Genomic DNA, 15,393 nt, shown 5'->3' on the forward strand with positions numbered 1-15,393 from the left:
CGCCGGGCACCCGGCACCACCCCGCCGCACCCCGCCACACCCGCGCCCCGGGAACCCTACGCCCCGGGTGCAGGCCCGGAGAGCAGATAGTCGCGCAGGACCACCGCCTCGTTCTCCTTCTCATTCCGCGCCCCGAACAGCAGCACTGTGTCCGGCCGGGACCGGCACTCGAGACTGAAGTCCGCCACCTCGGGATTCTGCTCCAGCTCGCCCCGGTACCGCTGGACGAACTCTTCCCAGCGCTCCTCGCGGTGACCGAACCATTTGCGCAGGTCGGTGCTGGGGGCCAGGTCCTTCAGCCATTCATCCAGGCTGGCCCTTTCCCTGGACACCCCGCGCGGCCAGAGCCGGTCCACCAAAACCCGGAAGCCGCCGTCGGGAGGTGCGTAGATCCGCCGGATACGTACATTCCATGACGGGGATTCGCTCGTGGACGCCATACCGGGATGCTACTGCCGGCGAACCGTGCCCGGACAGTGCCTCAGACCATAGCGCTGCATGGAAGAATGGAAACCATGGCTGAACATATCCCGGGCACAGACACGCCCGACAACGCACCCAAGACCGTATCCGTCCCCGACAAGCCCGCCCTTGAGGGGCTCGAGTCCAAGCTGAGCGCCCGCTGGCGCGAGGAGGGAACGTACGCGTTTAATCCGGACACGGTCCGGGAGCAGGTCTACTCCATCGACACTCCCCCGCCCACGGCGTCCGGTTCCCTGCACGTGGGGCACATGTTCTCCTACACGCAGACCGACGTTATGGCCCGCTACCAGCGGATGACCGGCAAGAACGTCTTCTACCCGATGGGGTGGGATGACAACGGCCTGCCCACCGAACGCCGTGTGCAGAACTACTACGGTGTCCGTTGCGACCCCACCAAGCCGTACGACCCGGATTACCGCCCCCCGGCCAAGGCTGCCAAGAACCAGCGCGATTTCGACGTCGTCTCCCGCCGCAACTTCATTGAGCTGTGTGAGGAACTGGCTGTGGAGGATGAGAAGGTCTTCGAGGACCTCTTCTCCACCCTGGGCCTGTCCGTGGACTGGAACCGCACCTACCGCACCATTGATGACCATTCCCGCGCCGTCAGCCAGCGCGCGTTCCTGGAGAACCTGCGGGCCGGCGACGCCTACATGGCCGAGGCTCCCACGCTCTGGGACGTCACCTTCCGCACCGCGGTGGCCCAGGCCGAACTCGAGGACCGCGAGCAGCCCGGCGCCTACCACCGGATCAGCTTCCACGCCCCCGACGGCGAGAAGATCTACATCGAAACCACCCGCCCGGAACTGCTGCCGGCCTGCGTGGCCCTCGTGGCACATCCCGACGACGAGCGGTACCAGCGCCTGTTCGGCACCACCGTAAAGTCCCCGCTGTTCGACGTCGAGGTGGAGGTTAAGGCGCATCCGCTGGCCAAGCCGGACAAGGGTTCCGGCATTGCCATGATCTGCACCTTCGGCGACCTGACCGACGTCACGTGGTGGCGGGAACTGAACCTGCCCACCCGCGCCGTCATCGGGCGTGACGGCCGCATCCTGGCCGAGACCCCGGAGTGGATCGCCACAGATGCGGCGAAGGAAAACTACGCCGCCCTGGCCACCAAGACCGTCTTCAGCGCCAAGGAAACCGTTGTCGAAATGCTCCGTGAAAGCGGAGACCTCGACGGCGAGCCCAAGAAGATCACCCACCCGGTCAACTTCTTCGAAAAGGGTGACAAGCCGCTCGAAGTTGTGACCAGCCGCCAGTGGTACATCCGCAACGGCGGACGCGATGAGGAACGCCGCGAACGCCTGATTCGCCGCGGCCGGGAGATCGATTTCCATCCCGCGTTCATGCGCTCCCGCTACGAGAACTGGATCGAAGGCCTGAACGGCGACTGGCTGGTCTCCCGCCAGCGCTTCTTCGGTGTTCCTGTGCCGGTCTGGTACCCGCTGGACGCTGCGGGCAACCCGGATTACGACAATCCGGTCCTCCCGGATTCCGCGTCCCTGCCGGTGGATCCCGCCGCCGAACCCGCCCCGGGCTACGAAGAGTCCCAGCGCAACCAGCCGGGCGGCTTCATTGGCGATGCCGACGTCCTGGACACCTGGGCCACTTCCTCCCTGACCCCTCAGATTGTCGGCGGCTGGAGTGTGGATGAGGACCTCTTCGCCAAGGTCTTCCCGTTCGACCTGCGTCCGCAGGGCCACGACATCATCCGCACCTGGCTGTTCTCCTCCGTGGTGCGCGCCGATGCCCTGAACGCGGCCGCTCCGTGGAAGCACGCCGCGATTTCCGGCTGGATCCTGGACCCGGACCGCAAGAAGATGTCCAAGTCCAAGGGCAACGTGGTGGTCCCCACGGATGTGCTTAATGAATACGGTTCCGACGCCGTGCGGTACTGGGCGGCCTCCGCCAAGCTCGGCGCGGACACCGCCTACGAGATTGCGCAGATGAAGATCGGCCGCCGGCTGGCGATCAAGCTGCTCAACGCGTCCAAGTTCGTCCTGAACCTGGGCGCGACGGAGGCGAACGTGGCACTGGATGACACCTCGGTGATCACCAACGCGCTGGATACGTCCCTGCTCGCCCAGCTGACCGACGTCGTTCAGGCCGCTACGAGCGCGTTTGAACGCTACGACTACGCCAAGGCACTGCAGCTGACCGAGTCCTTCTTCTGGTCCTTCACGGATGACTACGTGGAGCTGATCAAGGACCGCGCCTACGGCGCCGCCGGCGAGGCCGAGCAGGCATCGGTGCTGGCCACCCTGGCAACCACCCTGGATTCACTGCTGCGCCTGTTCGCTCCGTTCCTGCCCTTCGCCACCGAAGAGGTCTGGGGCTGGTGGCGCAGCGGGTCCGTGCACCGCGCGCCGTGGCCGAACGTCGACGGCCTTTCGGCCGCTGTGGCCGACGCCGATGCCGCGATCCTGGGCACGGTTGCCGCCGCACTGGGCGGCATCCGCAAGGCAAAGTCCGAAGCCAAGGTCAAGCAGCGCACCGAGGTCCTCAAGGCCACGGTGACCGCTCCGCAGGGCGCCGTGGCACGTCTGCGGGCAGGACAGGCTGATCTGAAGGCCGCAGGCAACGTGCGCGAGCTGAACCTGGCGGTCGGCGAGGGTGAGCTCAGCGTCTCCGACGTCGAGCTGGCACCGCCGGCCGAGTAGCGGCACGCACAAAGGGCCCGTCCGGACTTTTCCGGACGGGCCCTTTTGCTGTGCTCAGCGGATACTCACCGCTCAGCTGCCCCGTATTCCGGAGCAGATGGGAATTAGTCGAAGCGCGGGCTTTCGGTGCGGCTGCGCTTAAGTTCGAAGAAGGCCGGGTTCGATGCGAGCATCACGGCGCCGTCAAACATGGTTCCTGCTTCCTCGCCGCGCGGGATGCGGGTGAGGACCGGCCCGAAGAATGCGGTGCCGTTGAAAGCAACAATGGGGGTTCCGACCTCGTCGCCGACCTTCTCGATGCCTTCCTTATGCGAGGCACGCAGCTGGGCGTCATATTCGTCAGTCTCGGCATAGCGTGCCAGCTCGGCGGGAAGTCCCGTCTCCTCAAGGGCCTCGCGGATTACGGAGGGGAAGTCCTCATTGCCGCCGTCGTGGATCCGGGAACCCATGGCGTCGTAGAGCTTTTTGACGTACTCATCGCCGTGGAGCTCCTGTGCAGCGATGATGACGCGTACCGGACCCCAGGCCTTGTCCATCCGCTCCCGGTAGTCCGCCGGCAGGTCGCGTCCCTCGTTGAGGACGGCAAGGCTCATCACGTGCCAGTTGGTGCGCACGTCGCGGACCTGTTCCACCTCGCCCATCCAGCGGGAGGTGACCCAGGCGAAGGGGCACATCGGATCGAACCAGAAATCTGCGGTGGACGCGGAAGCGGTAACGCTCATGGAAATCTCCTTTGATGGCAGTCCGCGGCTTTGCCTGCCGCGCTCAGTACCGGATGACAACCGCGGATCAGGCTGATTTGTTCCGGCGCTTGGTGGCAACGGCGTGCGAGATCAGCGTAGGTTCGCTCTTGTTCTCAACGGTGTCTGCCGTGATCACTACGGTGGCGACGTCGTCCCGGCTGGGCAGGTCGAACATCACCGGCAGCAGGACTTCCTCCAGGATGGCACGCAGTCCGCGGGCACCGGTTCCCCGGGCCAGGGCCTGGTCCGCAATGGCGTCGAGGGCACCCTGCTCGAAGGTCAGTTCCACACCGTCCAGCTGGAACATTTTCTGGAACTGCTTGACCAGAGCGTTCTTGGGCTCGGTGAGGATCCGGATCAGGGCGGTCCGGTCCAGGTTGGACACGGTGGTGATGACGGGCAGGCGGCCGATGAATTCGGGGATGAGGCCGAACTTCAGCAGGTCCTCCGGCATCACTTCGGCGTAGGAATCGGTACCCTTGGTGGTTTCGTTCAGCGGTGCGCCGAACCCGATACCCTTGCGTCCGGACCGTGAACCGATGATCTCCTCGAGCCCGGCGAAGGCGCCGGCCACGATGAAGAGCACGTTCGTGGTGTCGATCTGAATGAACTCCTGGTGCGGGTGCTTGCGGCCGCCCTGCGGCGGTACCGAGGCGACCGTGCCTTCCAGGATCTTCAGCAGTGCCTGCTGCACACCCTCGCCGGAGACATCACGGGTGATCGAGGGGTTCTCGCTCTTGCGCGAAATCTTGTCGATTTCGTCAATGTAGATGATGCCCTGCTCAGCCTTCTTGACGTCGTAGTCGGCGGCCTGAATGAGCTTAAGCAGGATGTTCTCCACGTCCTCGCCGACGTAGCCCGCTTCCGTCAGGGCGGTGGCGTCGGCGACGGCGAACGGTACGTTCAGGCGCCGTGCCAGGGTCTGGGCGAGGTAGGTCTTGCCGCAGCCGGTGGGGCCGATCAGGAGGATGTTGGACTTGCCGATTTCCACCTCGTCGCCGGCGACGGCGTCTGAGAGGTTCCCGGTGGCGCGGGTGGCATGGCCTGCCTGGATGCGCTTGTAGTGGTTGTACACGGCCACGGCGAGGGACCGCTTCGCGGGCTCCTGGCCAATGACGTACTCCTGCAGCGCGTCGAAGATCTCCCGCGGCTTGGGCAGCTCGAAAGTGCCCAGATCAGCAACCTCCGAGAGTTCCTCTTCGATGATCTCGTTGCAGAGATCAATGCACTCGTCGCAGATGTATACGCCGGGACCGGCAATGAGCTTGCGTACCTGCTTCTGGCTCTTTCCGCAAAAAGAGCACTTGAGCAGATCCGTGCTCTCACCAATGCGAGCCATAGTTCAGTCCCCTTAGATGGTCCATCAAAAATACGGTTTACCGGCCAGGCGCAGTCAACCATGTTCCACTCTAGGACACTTGCCGGAGCTATTCAGCAACCAGAGAGCCCGTGGTGCCGAATTACGCACCACGGGCCGTCTGTTGCCAGCTGCTTCTATTACATTTTGTTGATGGCCGGAGTCTTGATCTTGCGGGAATCCAGCACCTGGTCGATGAGCCCGTACTCCAGGGCTGCATCTGCGGTGAGGATCTTGTCCCGCTCAATGTCCGTGTTGACCTGCTCCGACGTGCGGTTTGAGTGCAGGGCCAGCGTGTCTTCCAGCCAGGTGCGCATGCGCATGACTTCAGCGGCCTGGATTTCCAGGTCGGAAGCCTGTCCACCCTGTCCGCCGGAGAGCGACGGCTGGTGGATCAGCACACGGGCGTTGGGCAGTGCCAGGCGCTTGCCCGGCGTGCCTGCGGCCAGCAGGACGGCTGCGGCGCTGGCAGCCTGTCCGAGGCAAACGGTCTGGATTTCCGGGCGGATGTACTGCATGGTGTCGTAGATGGCCGTCATGGCCGTGAACGAACCGCCCGGGGAGTTGATGTACAGGGTGATGTCGCGGTCCGGGTCAGTGGACTCAAGCACCAGCAGCTGGGCCATGATGTCATCAGCGGACGCGTCATCCACCTGCACGCCGAGGAAGATGATGCGGTCTTCGAACAGCTTGGTGTACGGATCCTGGCGCTTGAAGCCGTAGGGCGTACGCTCTTCGAACTGCGGCAGGACGTAGCGGCTGGTGGGCATCTGCGGTGCTGCGGCGGAGCCGGCGGTGCCGAAATTATGGTTCATGAATTACTCCTGAAGTCTGCAAATGGAGGGGCGGGGTCCGGGACCTTAGTCCTCGTCCTTGCCCTCTGCCTGGTCCTGGTTGGTTCCGCCGCCGCCTGTGACGCCGCCGGCGTGGGCGGAGATCTTGTCGAAGAAGCCGTATTCCAGGGCCTCCTGCGCGGTGAACCACTTGTCGCGGTCATTGTCCCGAAGGATGGTTTCAACGCTCTGGCCGGTCTGCTCAGCGGTCAGCTCGGCCATAACGCGCTTCATGTTCAGGATCAGCTCGGCCTGGATCTTGATGTCCGAGGCGGTGCCGCCGATGCCGCCGCTGGGCTGGTGCATCAGGATGCGGGCGTGCGGGGTTGCGTAACGCTTGCCCTTGGTACCCGAAGAGAGCAGGAACTGGCCCATGGAAGCGGCCAGGCCGGTAGCCACGGTCACAACATCGTTCGGGATGAACTGCATGGTGTCGTAGATAGCCATGCCGGCAGTCACGGAACCGCCGGGAGAGTTGATGTAGAGGTAGATGTCCTTCTCAGGATCTTCCGCGGAGAGCAGCAGAAGCTGGGAGCAGATCGCGTTGGCATTCTCGTCCCGGACTTCCGAGCCCAACCAGATGATCCGCTCTTTGAGCAGGCGGTTGTAGATGTAGTCGTCCCGGCCGGCCGGGTCCACCGTAGCCATGGTGGGGGTATTCGGTGCAGTTGCCATACTGAGTGACCTCTCGCTCTGGCAGGAATCAGATGCTGGCCGTGCCAGTTGCTCCTGCCGGTTGTCTCTTCTAGGACACTAGCCTGTCCACGCCCCGCCGGGCTGCCGTTTAGCGGGCTGTTCGCTGACGGCGCACGATGCAGATCACACGCTTCCCGCCAAGGATGGTCCCCGGTGCCGACGCTTAACGCACCGCGCCGCCGGCCCTTTCGGACCGGCGGCGCGGCTGGCCTTCCCTGCGGAACAGGGAAGGACGGGACAGGCTAGGCCTTGTCTTCGGTCTGCTGCTCTTCGACGTCGCCTGCTTCGGCTTCTTCACCGGCGGGACGGACGAATTCGCTCAGGTCAATCTCGGCACCGGTGGTGTCGGTGACCTTGGCGAGCTCCAGCACCTTGGCGAGGGCCTTGCGGCGGCGTACTTCGCCAACCATCATCGGGACCTGGCCGCTCTGGTCGATCAGCTGGGCGAACTGGTTCGGGTCCATGCCGTACTGGCCGGCGGTGGAGACGATGTAGTCAATCAGTTCGCTCTGGTTGACGCCTACTTCTTCCTTCTCCGCTACCGCGTCGAGGATGATTTCGTTCTTGAAGGCGGCCTCCGTGTTGGCGCGGACCTCGGCACGGTGTTCTTCCGTGTCGTGGTCTTCACCGGCAGTGTGGGCGCTTTCGGAGTTGAAGTGCTGCTCAAGCTGCTCTTCAATGACGGATTCCGGAACCGGAACCTCAACGAGCTCCAGAAGCTTCTCCAGCACCTTGTCGCGGGCTTCAACGCCCTGCTCCATCAGCTTGGATTCGGCTGCACGCTTGGTCAGGTCCTCGCGCAGTTCACCGATGGTGTCGAACTCGCTGGCGAGCTGGGCGAAATCATCGTTGGCCTCGGGGAGCTCGCGCTCCTTGACGGCCTTGATGGTCACGGTGACCTCAGCGTCGGCACCGGCGTGCTCGCCGCCGGCCAGCTTGGTGTTGAAGGTAGCGGATTCGCCGCTGCTCAGGCCGGTGACGGCTTCATCCATGCCCTCGAGCATGGTGCCGGCGCCCACCTGGTAGGACAGGTCCGCAGCGGAATCCACTTCTTCGCCGTCAACCTTGGCCACGAGGTCCATGGTCAGGAAGTCATCGGCTACTGCGGGGCGGTCAACAGCCTTCAGCGTGCCGAAGCGGCTGCGCAGTTCTTCCAGGGCCTTCTCGACGTCGGCGTCGGAAGCTTCTGCGGGCTCAACGGTGACCTCGAGGCCTGCGTAGTCCGGCAGCTCGATTTCCGGGCGGACATCCAGCTCAACGGTGAAGAGCAGCTGGCCTTCATCCGAGGCGGGGTCCGGAACTTCGGTGATTTCGACCTCGGGGCGGCTCATGGGGCTGATGCCGGTCTCGCGGACTGCTTCCTGGTAGAAGCCGTTCAGTCCGTCATTGATGGCCGTTTCGAGAACATAGCCGCGTCCAACGCGCTGGTCGATGATGCGGTTGGGAACCTTGCCCTTGCGGAAGCCCGGGACCTGCACCTGGGTGGCGATGGTCTTGTAGGCCTCGTCGATGCTCGGCTTCAGTTCCTCGAACGGAACTTCAACGTTGAGCTTTACCCGCGTGGGTGTGAGGTTTTCTACGGCGCTCTTCACAGCGTAAGTTCTCCTGAGGGTTCTGGGGTTGGTCTGCACCATGGTTATACAGAGTCGGGGTGACAGGATTTGAACCTGCGACTTCCTGCTCCCAAAGCAGGCGCTCTTCCAAGCTGAGCTACACCCCGTCAGTGCACCTGACAGCCTACCTGCCCGGCGGCGGGTATGACGAATTTCAGGGCTGACCGACGTGATCCGCAGCCGGCAGGGGGCCGGTTGCGGGCCGATTACTCACAGCAGGTTTTCCCATGCTAAGGTAAAACCTGCCTTACGGCGCCGGGGATGTAGCTCAATGGTAGAGCCTCAGTCTTCCAAACTGATTACGCGGGTTCGATTCCCGTCATCCCCTCCACAATAGAAGGGCCTTTCGCACAGCGAAAGGTCCTTTTTGTTTTTCGGTGCGGACGTACCTTCAAACACGGCCGCGGATATACCTCCGCGGCCGTGAGGCTGGCCCGGTCAGTGGGCGACTGATTTGCGCGACTCAGCGGGCCTGGCAGGTGGGGCACCAGTAAAGTTTCCGGGCCCCCATTTCAGTGCCGGCGACAGCGGTGCCGCAGCGGCGGCACGGCAGCCCCGTCCGCTTGTAGACGTAGTGCGCCTCGGACACGGGAACCGGTTCGCCGGCGTCCTCACGGTCCTGCGGCTCGGTGGTGATAATCCGTCCCTGCCGGACTCCGTCATTCATCAGCGTTACAGTCTCCGCCCACACCTCGGCCGCCTCCGCCTCGCTGATATCCCGGCCGAGCCGCCAAGGGGAGATGCGCCGGCGGAAAAGTACTTCAGCCCGGTAGACGTTGCCGACGCCGGCAAGTACTTCCTGGTTCATCAGCAGCAGGCCCACTGGTGAGCCCTTGCTGCGGAGCCGTTCCGAGAACTCCCGGCCGCCGTCGCCTTCCGCGGCATTTGCGGCGAGGGGGTCGGGCCCCAGACGGGCGAGCACCGCCGCCCGTTCCGGTTCCGTGATGACTTCGCACGCCGTCGGGCCCCGCAGATCTGCCCACCCGTGGTCGGACACCAGCCGGACCCGCACCGCTCCCCGGGGCGGCGGCGGCCCTGCGTACGCGGTGTCCTCTGCGGCGCCGTCGCCGGCTATCTCCCGCTCCCCCACCCGCCGCGGCGCGCCGATGCTGGAAGCACCGGCGAAGGTTTCATCCCCGCCGAAGTCGAAGGCGCCATAGAGGCCAAGGTGGATCCGCAGGTACAGGTCATTGTCGAAACGCAGGAACAGCTGCTTGCCGTGGGCTTCGGCGCCTTCAAGGACCTGCCCGTCCAGCCTGGCGGCACCGGAACTGAACCTGCCCTGCGGGCTGGTCACCGCCAGCCGGCTGCCGGCAAATACGGAAGAAAACTGCCGGGCGAGCCGGTGGATGGAATGGCCCTCGGGCATCAGGCCACGGTGCCGCTGGTCTCGTAGTCCGCAATCTGCCCGATCCGCCGGATATGGCGCTCCGCACCGCTGAAGGGTTCGGCCAGGAAGGCATCAATGATCCGGGTTGCCTCCTCCACGCTGTGCTGGCGGCCGCCGACGGCCACAACGTTGGCATCGTTGTGCTGGCGGGCCAGTTTCGCGGTGTCCAGGTTCCAGGCCAGCGCCGCCCGGATACCCCGGACCTTGTTGGCGGCAATCTGCTCTCCGTTTCCGGAACCGCCCAGCACAATACCCAGCGCCTGCGTGCCTGCAGCCTGGTCGGCGGCCACGGCCTGTGCGGCGTTGATGCAGAAGGCCGGGTAGTCATCTTCGGCGTCATATTCGCGCGGCCCGTGGTCAATTACTTCGTAGCCGCCGTCCGTGAGGTGCTTAATCAGATGGGCGCTGAGTTCCAGGCCTGCGTGGTCGGTTGCAATATGGACGCGCATGTCAGATAGGTCCGTTCACTTTTGATCGAGGGAAGAAATGGCATGTCCAGCTTAACTTTCCTGACGTCCGGGCTGACAAATTTGGGACATCCGGCCGCAAACGCTAACCCGGCGCCTGTCCATGCCGATAACTCCAATAGGATTGTCCCGCCTCGGCGGATCAACCGATCCCAAGCAACGGGCGCTGCTTGCTGCGTCCCAGGTCTCGCTCGCTCGCTCCACAAGGATTTCCATTGAAACGTGCAAAACTCGCGCTATTGGCCCTGCTCGCTACCGCATTGACGGCCGGCGGGCTGCCCGCCCAGAGTTATGGTGATCTGACTCCCGGGCCTTCCGCCAGCCCGGTACCTGCCACCGCCCCGTCGCCGGTTGCCCCGACGCCCGGCGTCGGCGGACTGCCCGCCGATCCGGCGCCCGAAGAATTGCCCGTGCCGGAAGAGATGCCGCCGCTGACTGCACCGGATGCCATACAGACTGAGCCTGCCGAGCCGACGCCAGCCGCAACTGAACCGGAAGAGCAGGACGCGGAGCACACCGAAGCAGAAGAAGATCCGGGCTTTGATCCGGTAGTGGGCGGCGGCTTCCCTGTGCCGGGTCCCAACACGCCGATGGTGACGGATCCCGACGGAACAGTACGCTCGGCCGTCGAGACCGACATCTCTGCCATGCACGACCACGATCACGGCCAGGCACAGAGCTTCAGCTCTCAGAGTGGCGGCGCCTCGACCTTGGGGGCTGCGGCCCGCAGTGGCACCATCCAGGTGACCCTGGTCTTCGCCACCCTGACCGACAACCGCGGCGGTGTTGACCAGGCAGCGGCAAAAAACTCCATCGTAAAAGCCAACGAGTACTGGCGGGCCGCGTCCAATGGACGGCTCGGTATGTCAATCGTTGAAACCAAGACGCTTAAAAGTACTGCCAATTCCCGTCAGGATTACGGGGCGATGATGAATACCATCAGGAAGGATCTCCGGTGGTACGAAGAGGCGAACGAAGCACTGGTGGTCTTTGTTCCGGCTACGGAGCTGCGAAGCGGCGGGTACGGGGGCATCCTGGGCGGCGGCTGGACCAGCGGGCCTACGAGCGGCTCGGTGCTTATGCCCAAGCCTTCAGGGTTTACCAACAACGTAGTCACCCATGAGCTTGGCCACGTTCTCGGTCTGCTGCATGCAAACAGCCTTAAGTGCAACAACGGACGGTCCGATATTTGGATCAATTCCTCCGGGAAGTGGGCAGATGGGGCCTGCACATCCCGTGAGTATGGCGACACCTCCGATCTAATGGGATACGCCCAGTACAACCTGCCCATGATCAATTCTTATTTCTGGGATTCAGGCGCTTTCGGGCGCGGTGACGAAATCCTCGATGCCGGGACCCCGACCCAGGCAAAGACATACACCCTTCGCCCTTGGGCTGGCAGTGCGTCCAATCGTGCAGTGAAGTTCCGGGACATCTCCGGAGAAACCTACTATCTCGAGCTCAGAATGCCCGTCGGGTATGACACCGCGACTGCAACGGGGGGAAACCGCGGTGTGAAGATCGTCAAAGCAGACCTTGCCAACAGCTGGGCAGTCAACTCCCTGATCGTCTCGCCCAACACCCGGGACTTCGCCGGCTACGTCAACACGAACAGCACCTGGCAAGCCGGCCAAACGTTCACAACGCATGCAGGCACGACTGTGAAGATCAACTCCGTAAGCAGCTCGTCTGCTTCTATCACCGTCACGCCCAAGACAGCGAGCCTCTACTTCAACTCCACACCCGTAGCGGGAACAACCCTGGGTACATCCGATGATCAGTTCCTTTCCTGCGACTGGGACGGCGACGGCATTGCGACTCCCGCTATGTTTCGCAACGGAGTCTGGACGTTACGCAAAACCCTGACTGGGTCCGCATCGTTCCCCACGTTCGCCTTCGGTGCAACAGGGGACCAGCCGATTTGCGGTGACTGGGATGGGGACGGGCGCGAGACCGTGGGGGTCTACCGAAAGGGAAAGGTTTTCCTCAAGAATTCCAACTCCAACGGTCCGGCAGACGGCCAGATCTACTTCGGTGCGTCCGGCGATACTGCGGTTGTGGGTGACTGGGACGGGGATGGTTGTGACACCCTGGGCGTGGCCCGGTCCGAACGTGGGAGCAATCGCTTCTATCTGACCAATAGCAACATCCGACCTAATGTCCACGGGACATTTCTTCTGGGCAACGCCGGAGATATCCCCGTCTCCGGCGACTGGAACCGGGACGGGTTCGCAACCGTCGGGGTGATGCGTCGAAACGTGTGGTACCTGAGCAATAGCAACCTGAAAGTCAAGGCGGATCAGACCCTGGCCTTCGGCAATCCCGGCGATTCGCCGATGACCGGCCAATGGAGCCGCAATTCAGGAACGGGTCTCGGCGTGGCACGCTGAGTCAGGATTCTCGTCAATACCCGAAGGGCGGATTGCGGTCAGCAATCCGCCCTTCAGCACTTGGCAGGGTGCTTAGCAATGAGAGAATGTTGCAGAAGATCAATAGTGTCCGGTGTCTCCCGCAGAATCAGGGGGAATTTCCGGTCTCCTTTTCCGTCTGAAAGGCCTTACCTTGCCAGGTATGAATCTCACGCGCTCCGAAGCCCGTGAACGTGCAGAACTCCTCGACGTTCAGTCATATGACGTCAATCTCGACCTGACGCGGGGGGATTCGGTATTCGGCAGCACAACCGTTGTCCGGTTTACCGCCCGGCCCGGTGCCTCCACGTTTATCGATGCTGTCACCGACGCGGTTCACCGGATCACGCTGAACGGTGTGGCGCTTGACCCCGCCGAGGTGTCCGACGGCGTGCGCATCTCGCTGCCGAACCTCGCCGAGTCCAATGAGCTCGTAGTGGAGGCCGATGCACGCTACATGAACACCGGTGAGGGCCTGCACCGATTCGTGGACCCCGTGGACAACGAGGTCTATCTCTACTCGCAGTTCGAGGTCCCGGATTCCCGGCGGATGTTCGCCGTCTTCGAACAGCCTGACCTGAAGGCGACCTTCCGCTTCACCGTCACCGCGCCGTCGCACTGGGATGTCATCTCCAACTCCCCCACGCCCGAGCCCCTGCCCGCCGGGGACCTGACCGAGGACAGCCCGCGCTCCACCTGGTCCTTTGAGCCCACGCCGCGGATCTCCTCCTACATCACCGCGCTGATCGCCGGACCGTACCAGTGCGTCCGCAGCGAGCTGACCAGCTCCGACGGCCGGGTCATTCCGCTGGGTGTCTTCGCCCGCCGTTCGCTCATGCAGTACATGGACGCGGAGAACATCTTCGAACTGACCCGCCAGGGCTTCGCGTTCTACGAAGAGCAGTTCGGTACCCCGTATCCGTTCGAGAAGTATGACCAGCTGTTTGTCCCGGAATTCAACGCCGGTGCCATGGAAAATGCCGGCGCCGTTACGTTCCTGGAGAGCTACGTCTTCCGCTCCCGCGTCACCGAGGCCACGGTGGAGCGCCGCGCAGTAACCATCCTGCACGAGCTGGCGCACATGTGGTTCGGCGACCTGGTCACCATGCGCTGGTGGAACGACCTGTGGCTGAACGAGTCCTTTGCCGAGTTCATGTCCACGCTGGCCGCAGCCGAAGCCACCGAGTTCAAGCAGGCATGGACCACCTTTGCCTCGCTGGAGAAGGCCTGGGCCTACCGCCAGGACCAGCTGCCCACCACACACCCCATCGTTGCGGAAATCCGGGACCTGGACGACGTACAGGTGAACTTCGACGGCATCACCTACGCCAAGGGCGCCTCGGTGCTCAAGCAGCTGGTGGCATGGGTCGGGCAGGACAGGTTCATGGCCGGGGTCCGCGAGTACTTCGGCAAGCATGCCTGGGGAAACACGGAACTCTCCGATCTTTTGTCGGAACTGGAAACGGCCAGCGGCCGGGACCTGAAGGACTGGTCCGCCAAGTGGCTGGAAACCGCAGGCGTGAACACCCTGCGGCCCGAGTTCGAAACGGACGGGGATGGAAACATCACCTCCTTTGCCGTGCTGCAGAGCGCCATCGATGAGTATCCGGTGCTGCGCCCGCACCGCCTGGCCATTGGCTTCTACAACCCGGATGAAGAAGGCAGGCTGCAGCGCACCCACCGTGTGGAGCTCGACGTCGACGGCGAACGCACCGAGGTGCCCGAACTCGCCGGTCAGCCGCGCCCGGCGCTGCTGCTGCTCAACGACGATGATCTGGCCTACGCGAAGATCCGGCTCGACGACGTCTCGCAGCACACCGCGACGCGGAGCCTGCGCAACATCGCCGATTCCCTGCCCCGGACCCTGGTCTGGGCCGCGGCCTGGGACGCAGCGCGCGACGCCGAGATTCCGGCCCGCAACTATGTGGAACTGGTGCTGCAGAACATCGCTTCGGAATCCGATTCCACCGTGGTGCAGGTCCTGCTGCGCCAGCTGGCCACCACGCTGGCCTTCTACGTGAATCCCGAGGACCGGGAGCCCATGACCGTAGCCGCCGCTGAAAGCCTCTGGGAACTCGCCGCTGCCGCGGAACCCGGCTCGGATTCGCAGCTGCAGTTCGTGAAGGCCTTTGCAGCCCACGCCTCCTCCGATGAACACCTGGATACCCTGGCGGAGCTCTTCGCCGGCACCCGTTCGCTCGAAGGGCTGTCCATAGACGCGGACCTGCGGTGGGAACTGCTCACCGGCCTCGTGGCCGGCGGCCGGCTGGGCGAGACGGACATAGCCGCCGAACTTGACCGCGATGCAACGGCCACGGGCGCCCTTGCCGCCGCCATGGCCCGGGCCGCCATTCCCACGGCTGAAGCCAAGGCCGCCGCGTGGGAGGCGATCGTCCAGCGCTCCGACATGCCCAATGCTGCCCAGCGTTCCGCCATTGCCGGCTTTATGCGGGTGCACAACACGGATCTGCTGGAACCGTATGCGCAGAAGTACTTCGACGCGATCCGCGACGTGTGGGCCAGCCGCACCCACGAAATCGGGCAGCAGATCGCCGTCGGCCTTTACCCGTCCCGCCTGGCCCGGCAGGACACGGTGGACCGCACCGATGCGTTCCTGGCCGAATTGGGCGAGGACGCTCCGTCACTGCGCAGGCTCGTCCTGGAAAACCGTGACGGCGTGGTCCGTGCGCTGAAGGCCCAGGCAGCGGACCGCTAGCAGTTCCCGCCGCGGTTTCCCTCCCCC

The 15,393-nt window shown here is 63.9% G+C and carries 11 protein-coding genes and 2 tRNA genes; 4 read left to right on the forward strand and 9 right to left on the reverse strand.

Annotation, left to right across the window (positions count from 1 at the left end):
- Positions 1-56: 56 nt before the first annotated feature.
- Entirely contained in the window at positions 57-440 is a 384-nt protein-coding gene (locus AC5RVB_RS10150; RefSeq protein ID WP_227927669.1) for a DUF488 domain-containing protein, read from the reverse strand.
- Positions 441-515: 75 nt separating this feature from the next.
- Between AC5RVB_RS10150 and valS the strand changes: the two genes are divergently transcribed.
- Positions 516-3,143: a valine--tRNA ligase gene (gene valS, locus AC5RVB_RS10155; RefSeq protein ID WP_494142625.1), complete on the forward strand. Its 2,628-nt coding sequence runs from the start codon at positions 516-518 to the stop codon at positions 3,141-3,143.
- 104 nt (positions 3,144-3,247) lie between these two features.
- Here the strand turns inward: valS and AC5RVB_RS10160 are convergent, their stop codons facing one another.
- The 6 genes from AC5RVB_RS10160 to AC5RVB_RS10185 all read right to left on the reverse strand — a co-directional run bounded on the left by AC5RVB_RS10160 (position 3,248) and on the right by AC5RVB_RS10185 (position 8,492).
- Entirely contained in the window at positions 3,248-3,865 is a 618-nt protein-coding gene (locus AC5RVB_RS10160; protein ID WP_227927667.1) for a mycothiol-dependent nitroreductase Rv2466c family protein, read from the reverse strand.
- Between the two features lie 67 nt (positions 3,866-3,932).
- Positions 3,933-5,225, reverse strand: coding sequence for an ATP-dependent Clp protease ATP-binding subunit ClpX (gene clpX, locus AC5RVB_RS10165; protein WP_227901556.1), 1,293 nt, complete (start codon positions 5,223-5,225; stop codon positions 3,933-3,935).
- 158 nt (positions 5,226-5,383) lie between these two features.
- Positions 5,384-6,058: an ATP-dependent Clp protease proteolytic subunit gene (locus AC5RVB_RS10170; protein ID WP_227901554.1), complete on the reverse strand. Its 675-nt coding sequence runs from the start codon at positions 6,056-6,058 to the stop codon at positions 5,384-5,386.
- 45 nt (positions 6,059-6,103) lie between these two features.
- The gene (locus tag AC5RVB_RS10175) at positions 6,104-6,724 is read right to left on the reverse strand and encodes an ATP-dependent Clp protease proteolytic subunit (protein WP_227901586.1); all 621 of its coding nucleotides are present in this window, start codon (positions 6,722-6,724) and stop codon (positions 6,104-6,106) included.
- Positions 6,725-7,014: 290 nt separating this feature from the next.
- On the reverse strand, positions 7,015-8,364 hold the full coding sequence (gene tig / locus AC5RVB_RS10180; protein WP_227901553.1) for a trigger factor: 1,350 nt from the start codon (positions 8,362-8,364) through the stop codon (positions 7,015-7,017).
- A 54-nt stretch (positions 8,365-8,418) separates the two neighbouring features.
- Positions 8,419-8,492: transfer RNA gene (locus AC5RVB_RS10185), tRNA-Pro, on the reverse strand.
- A 150-nt stretch (positions 8,493-8,642) separates the two neighbouring features.
- Here AC5RVB_RS10185 and AC5RVB_RS10190 point away from each other — a divergent pair.
- Positions 8,643-8,716 (forward strand) — tRNA-Gly (locus tag AC5RVB_RS10190).
- Positions 8,717-8,848: 132 nt separating this feature from the next.
- On the opposite strand, the gene AC5RVB_RS10195 is transcribed toward AC5RVB_RS10190, so the two are convergent.
- Positions 8,849-9,754, reverse strand: a complete 906-nt coding sequence (locus AC5RVB_RS10195) for an Fpg/Nei family DNA glycosylase (protein WP_227927666.1) — start codon at positions 9,752-9,754, stop codon at positions 8,849-8,851.
- Positions 9,754-10,224, reverse strand: a complete 471-nt coding sequence (locus AC5RVB_RS10200; RefSeq protein ID WP_227901550.1) for a ribose-5-phosphate isomerase — start codon at positions 10,222-10,224, stop codon at positions 9,754-9,756. The genes AC5RVB_RS10195 and AC5RVB_RS10200 overlap by 1 nt, the downstream gene beginning before the upstream one ends.
- A gap of 233 nt (positions 10,225-10,457) precedes the next feature.
- Between AC5RVB_RS10200 and AC5RVB_RS10205 the strand changes: the two genes are divergently transcribed.
- Both AC5RVB_RS10205 and pepN read left to right on the forward strand, forming a co-directional pair.
- The gene (locus AC5RVB_RS10205) at positions 10,458-12,632 is read left to right on the forward strand and encodes a zinc-dependent metalloprotease family protein (RefSeq protein WP_494142626.1); all 2,175 of its coding nucleotides are present in this window, start codon (positions 10,458-10,460) and stop codon (positions 12,630-12,632) included.
- A gap of 181 nt (positions 12,633-12,813) precedes the next feature.
- A complete protein-coding gene (pepN, locus tag AC5RVB_RS10210) occupies positions 12,814-15,366 on the forward strand; it encodes an aminopeptidase N (RefSeq protein ID WP_494142627.1) in 2,553 nt (850 codons plus the stop codon).
- Positions 15,367-15,393: the final 27 nt, after the last annotated feature.

The sequence above is a fragment of the Arthrobacter sp. Y3225209 genome (genome assembly GCF_059090685.1).

Coding starts and splice junctions, on each gene's coding strand:
- AC5RVB_RS10150 (WP_227927669.1), bottom strand. CDS start 440: ATGGCGTCCACGAGCGAATCCCCGTCATGGAATGTACGTATCCGGCGG.
- AC5RVB_RS10200 (WP_227901550.1), bottom strand. CDS start 10,224: ATGCGCGTCCATATTGCAACCGACCACGCAGGCCTGGAACTCAGCGCC.
- valS (WP_494142625.1), top strand. CDS start 516: ATGGCTGAACATATCCCGGGCACAGACACGCCCGACAACGCACCCAAG.
- AC5RVB_RS10170 (WP_227901554.1), bottom strand. CDS start 6,058: ATGAACCATAATTTCGGCACCGCCGGCTCCGCCGCAGCACCGCAGATG.
- clpX (WP_227901556.1), bottom strand. CDS start 5,225: ATGGCTCGCATTGGTGAGAGCACGGATCTGCTCAAGTGCTCTTTTTGC.
- AC5RVB_RS10195 (WP_227927666.1), bottom strand. CDS start 9,754: ATGCCCGAGGGCCATTCCATCCACCGGCTCGCCCGGCAGTTTTCTTCC.
- AC5RVB_RS10160 (WP_227927667.1), bottom strand. CDS start 3,865: ATGAGCGTTACCGCTTCCGCGTCCACCGCAGATTTCTGGTTCGATCCG.
- AC5RVB_RS10175 (WP_227901586.1), bottom strand. CDS start 6,724: ATGGCTACGGTGGACCCGGCCGGCCGGGACGACTACATCTACAACCGC.
- pepN (WP_494142627.1), top strand. CDS start 12,814: ATGAATCTCACGCGCTCCGAAGCCCGTGAACGTGCAGAACTCCTCGAC.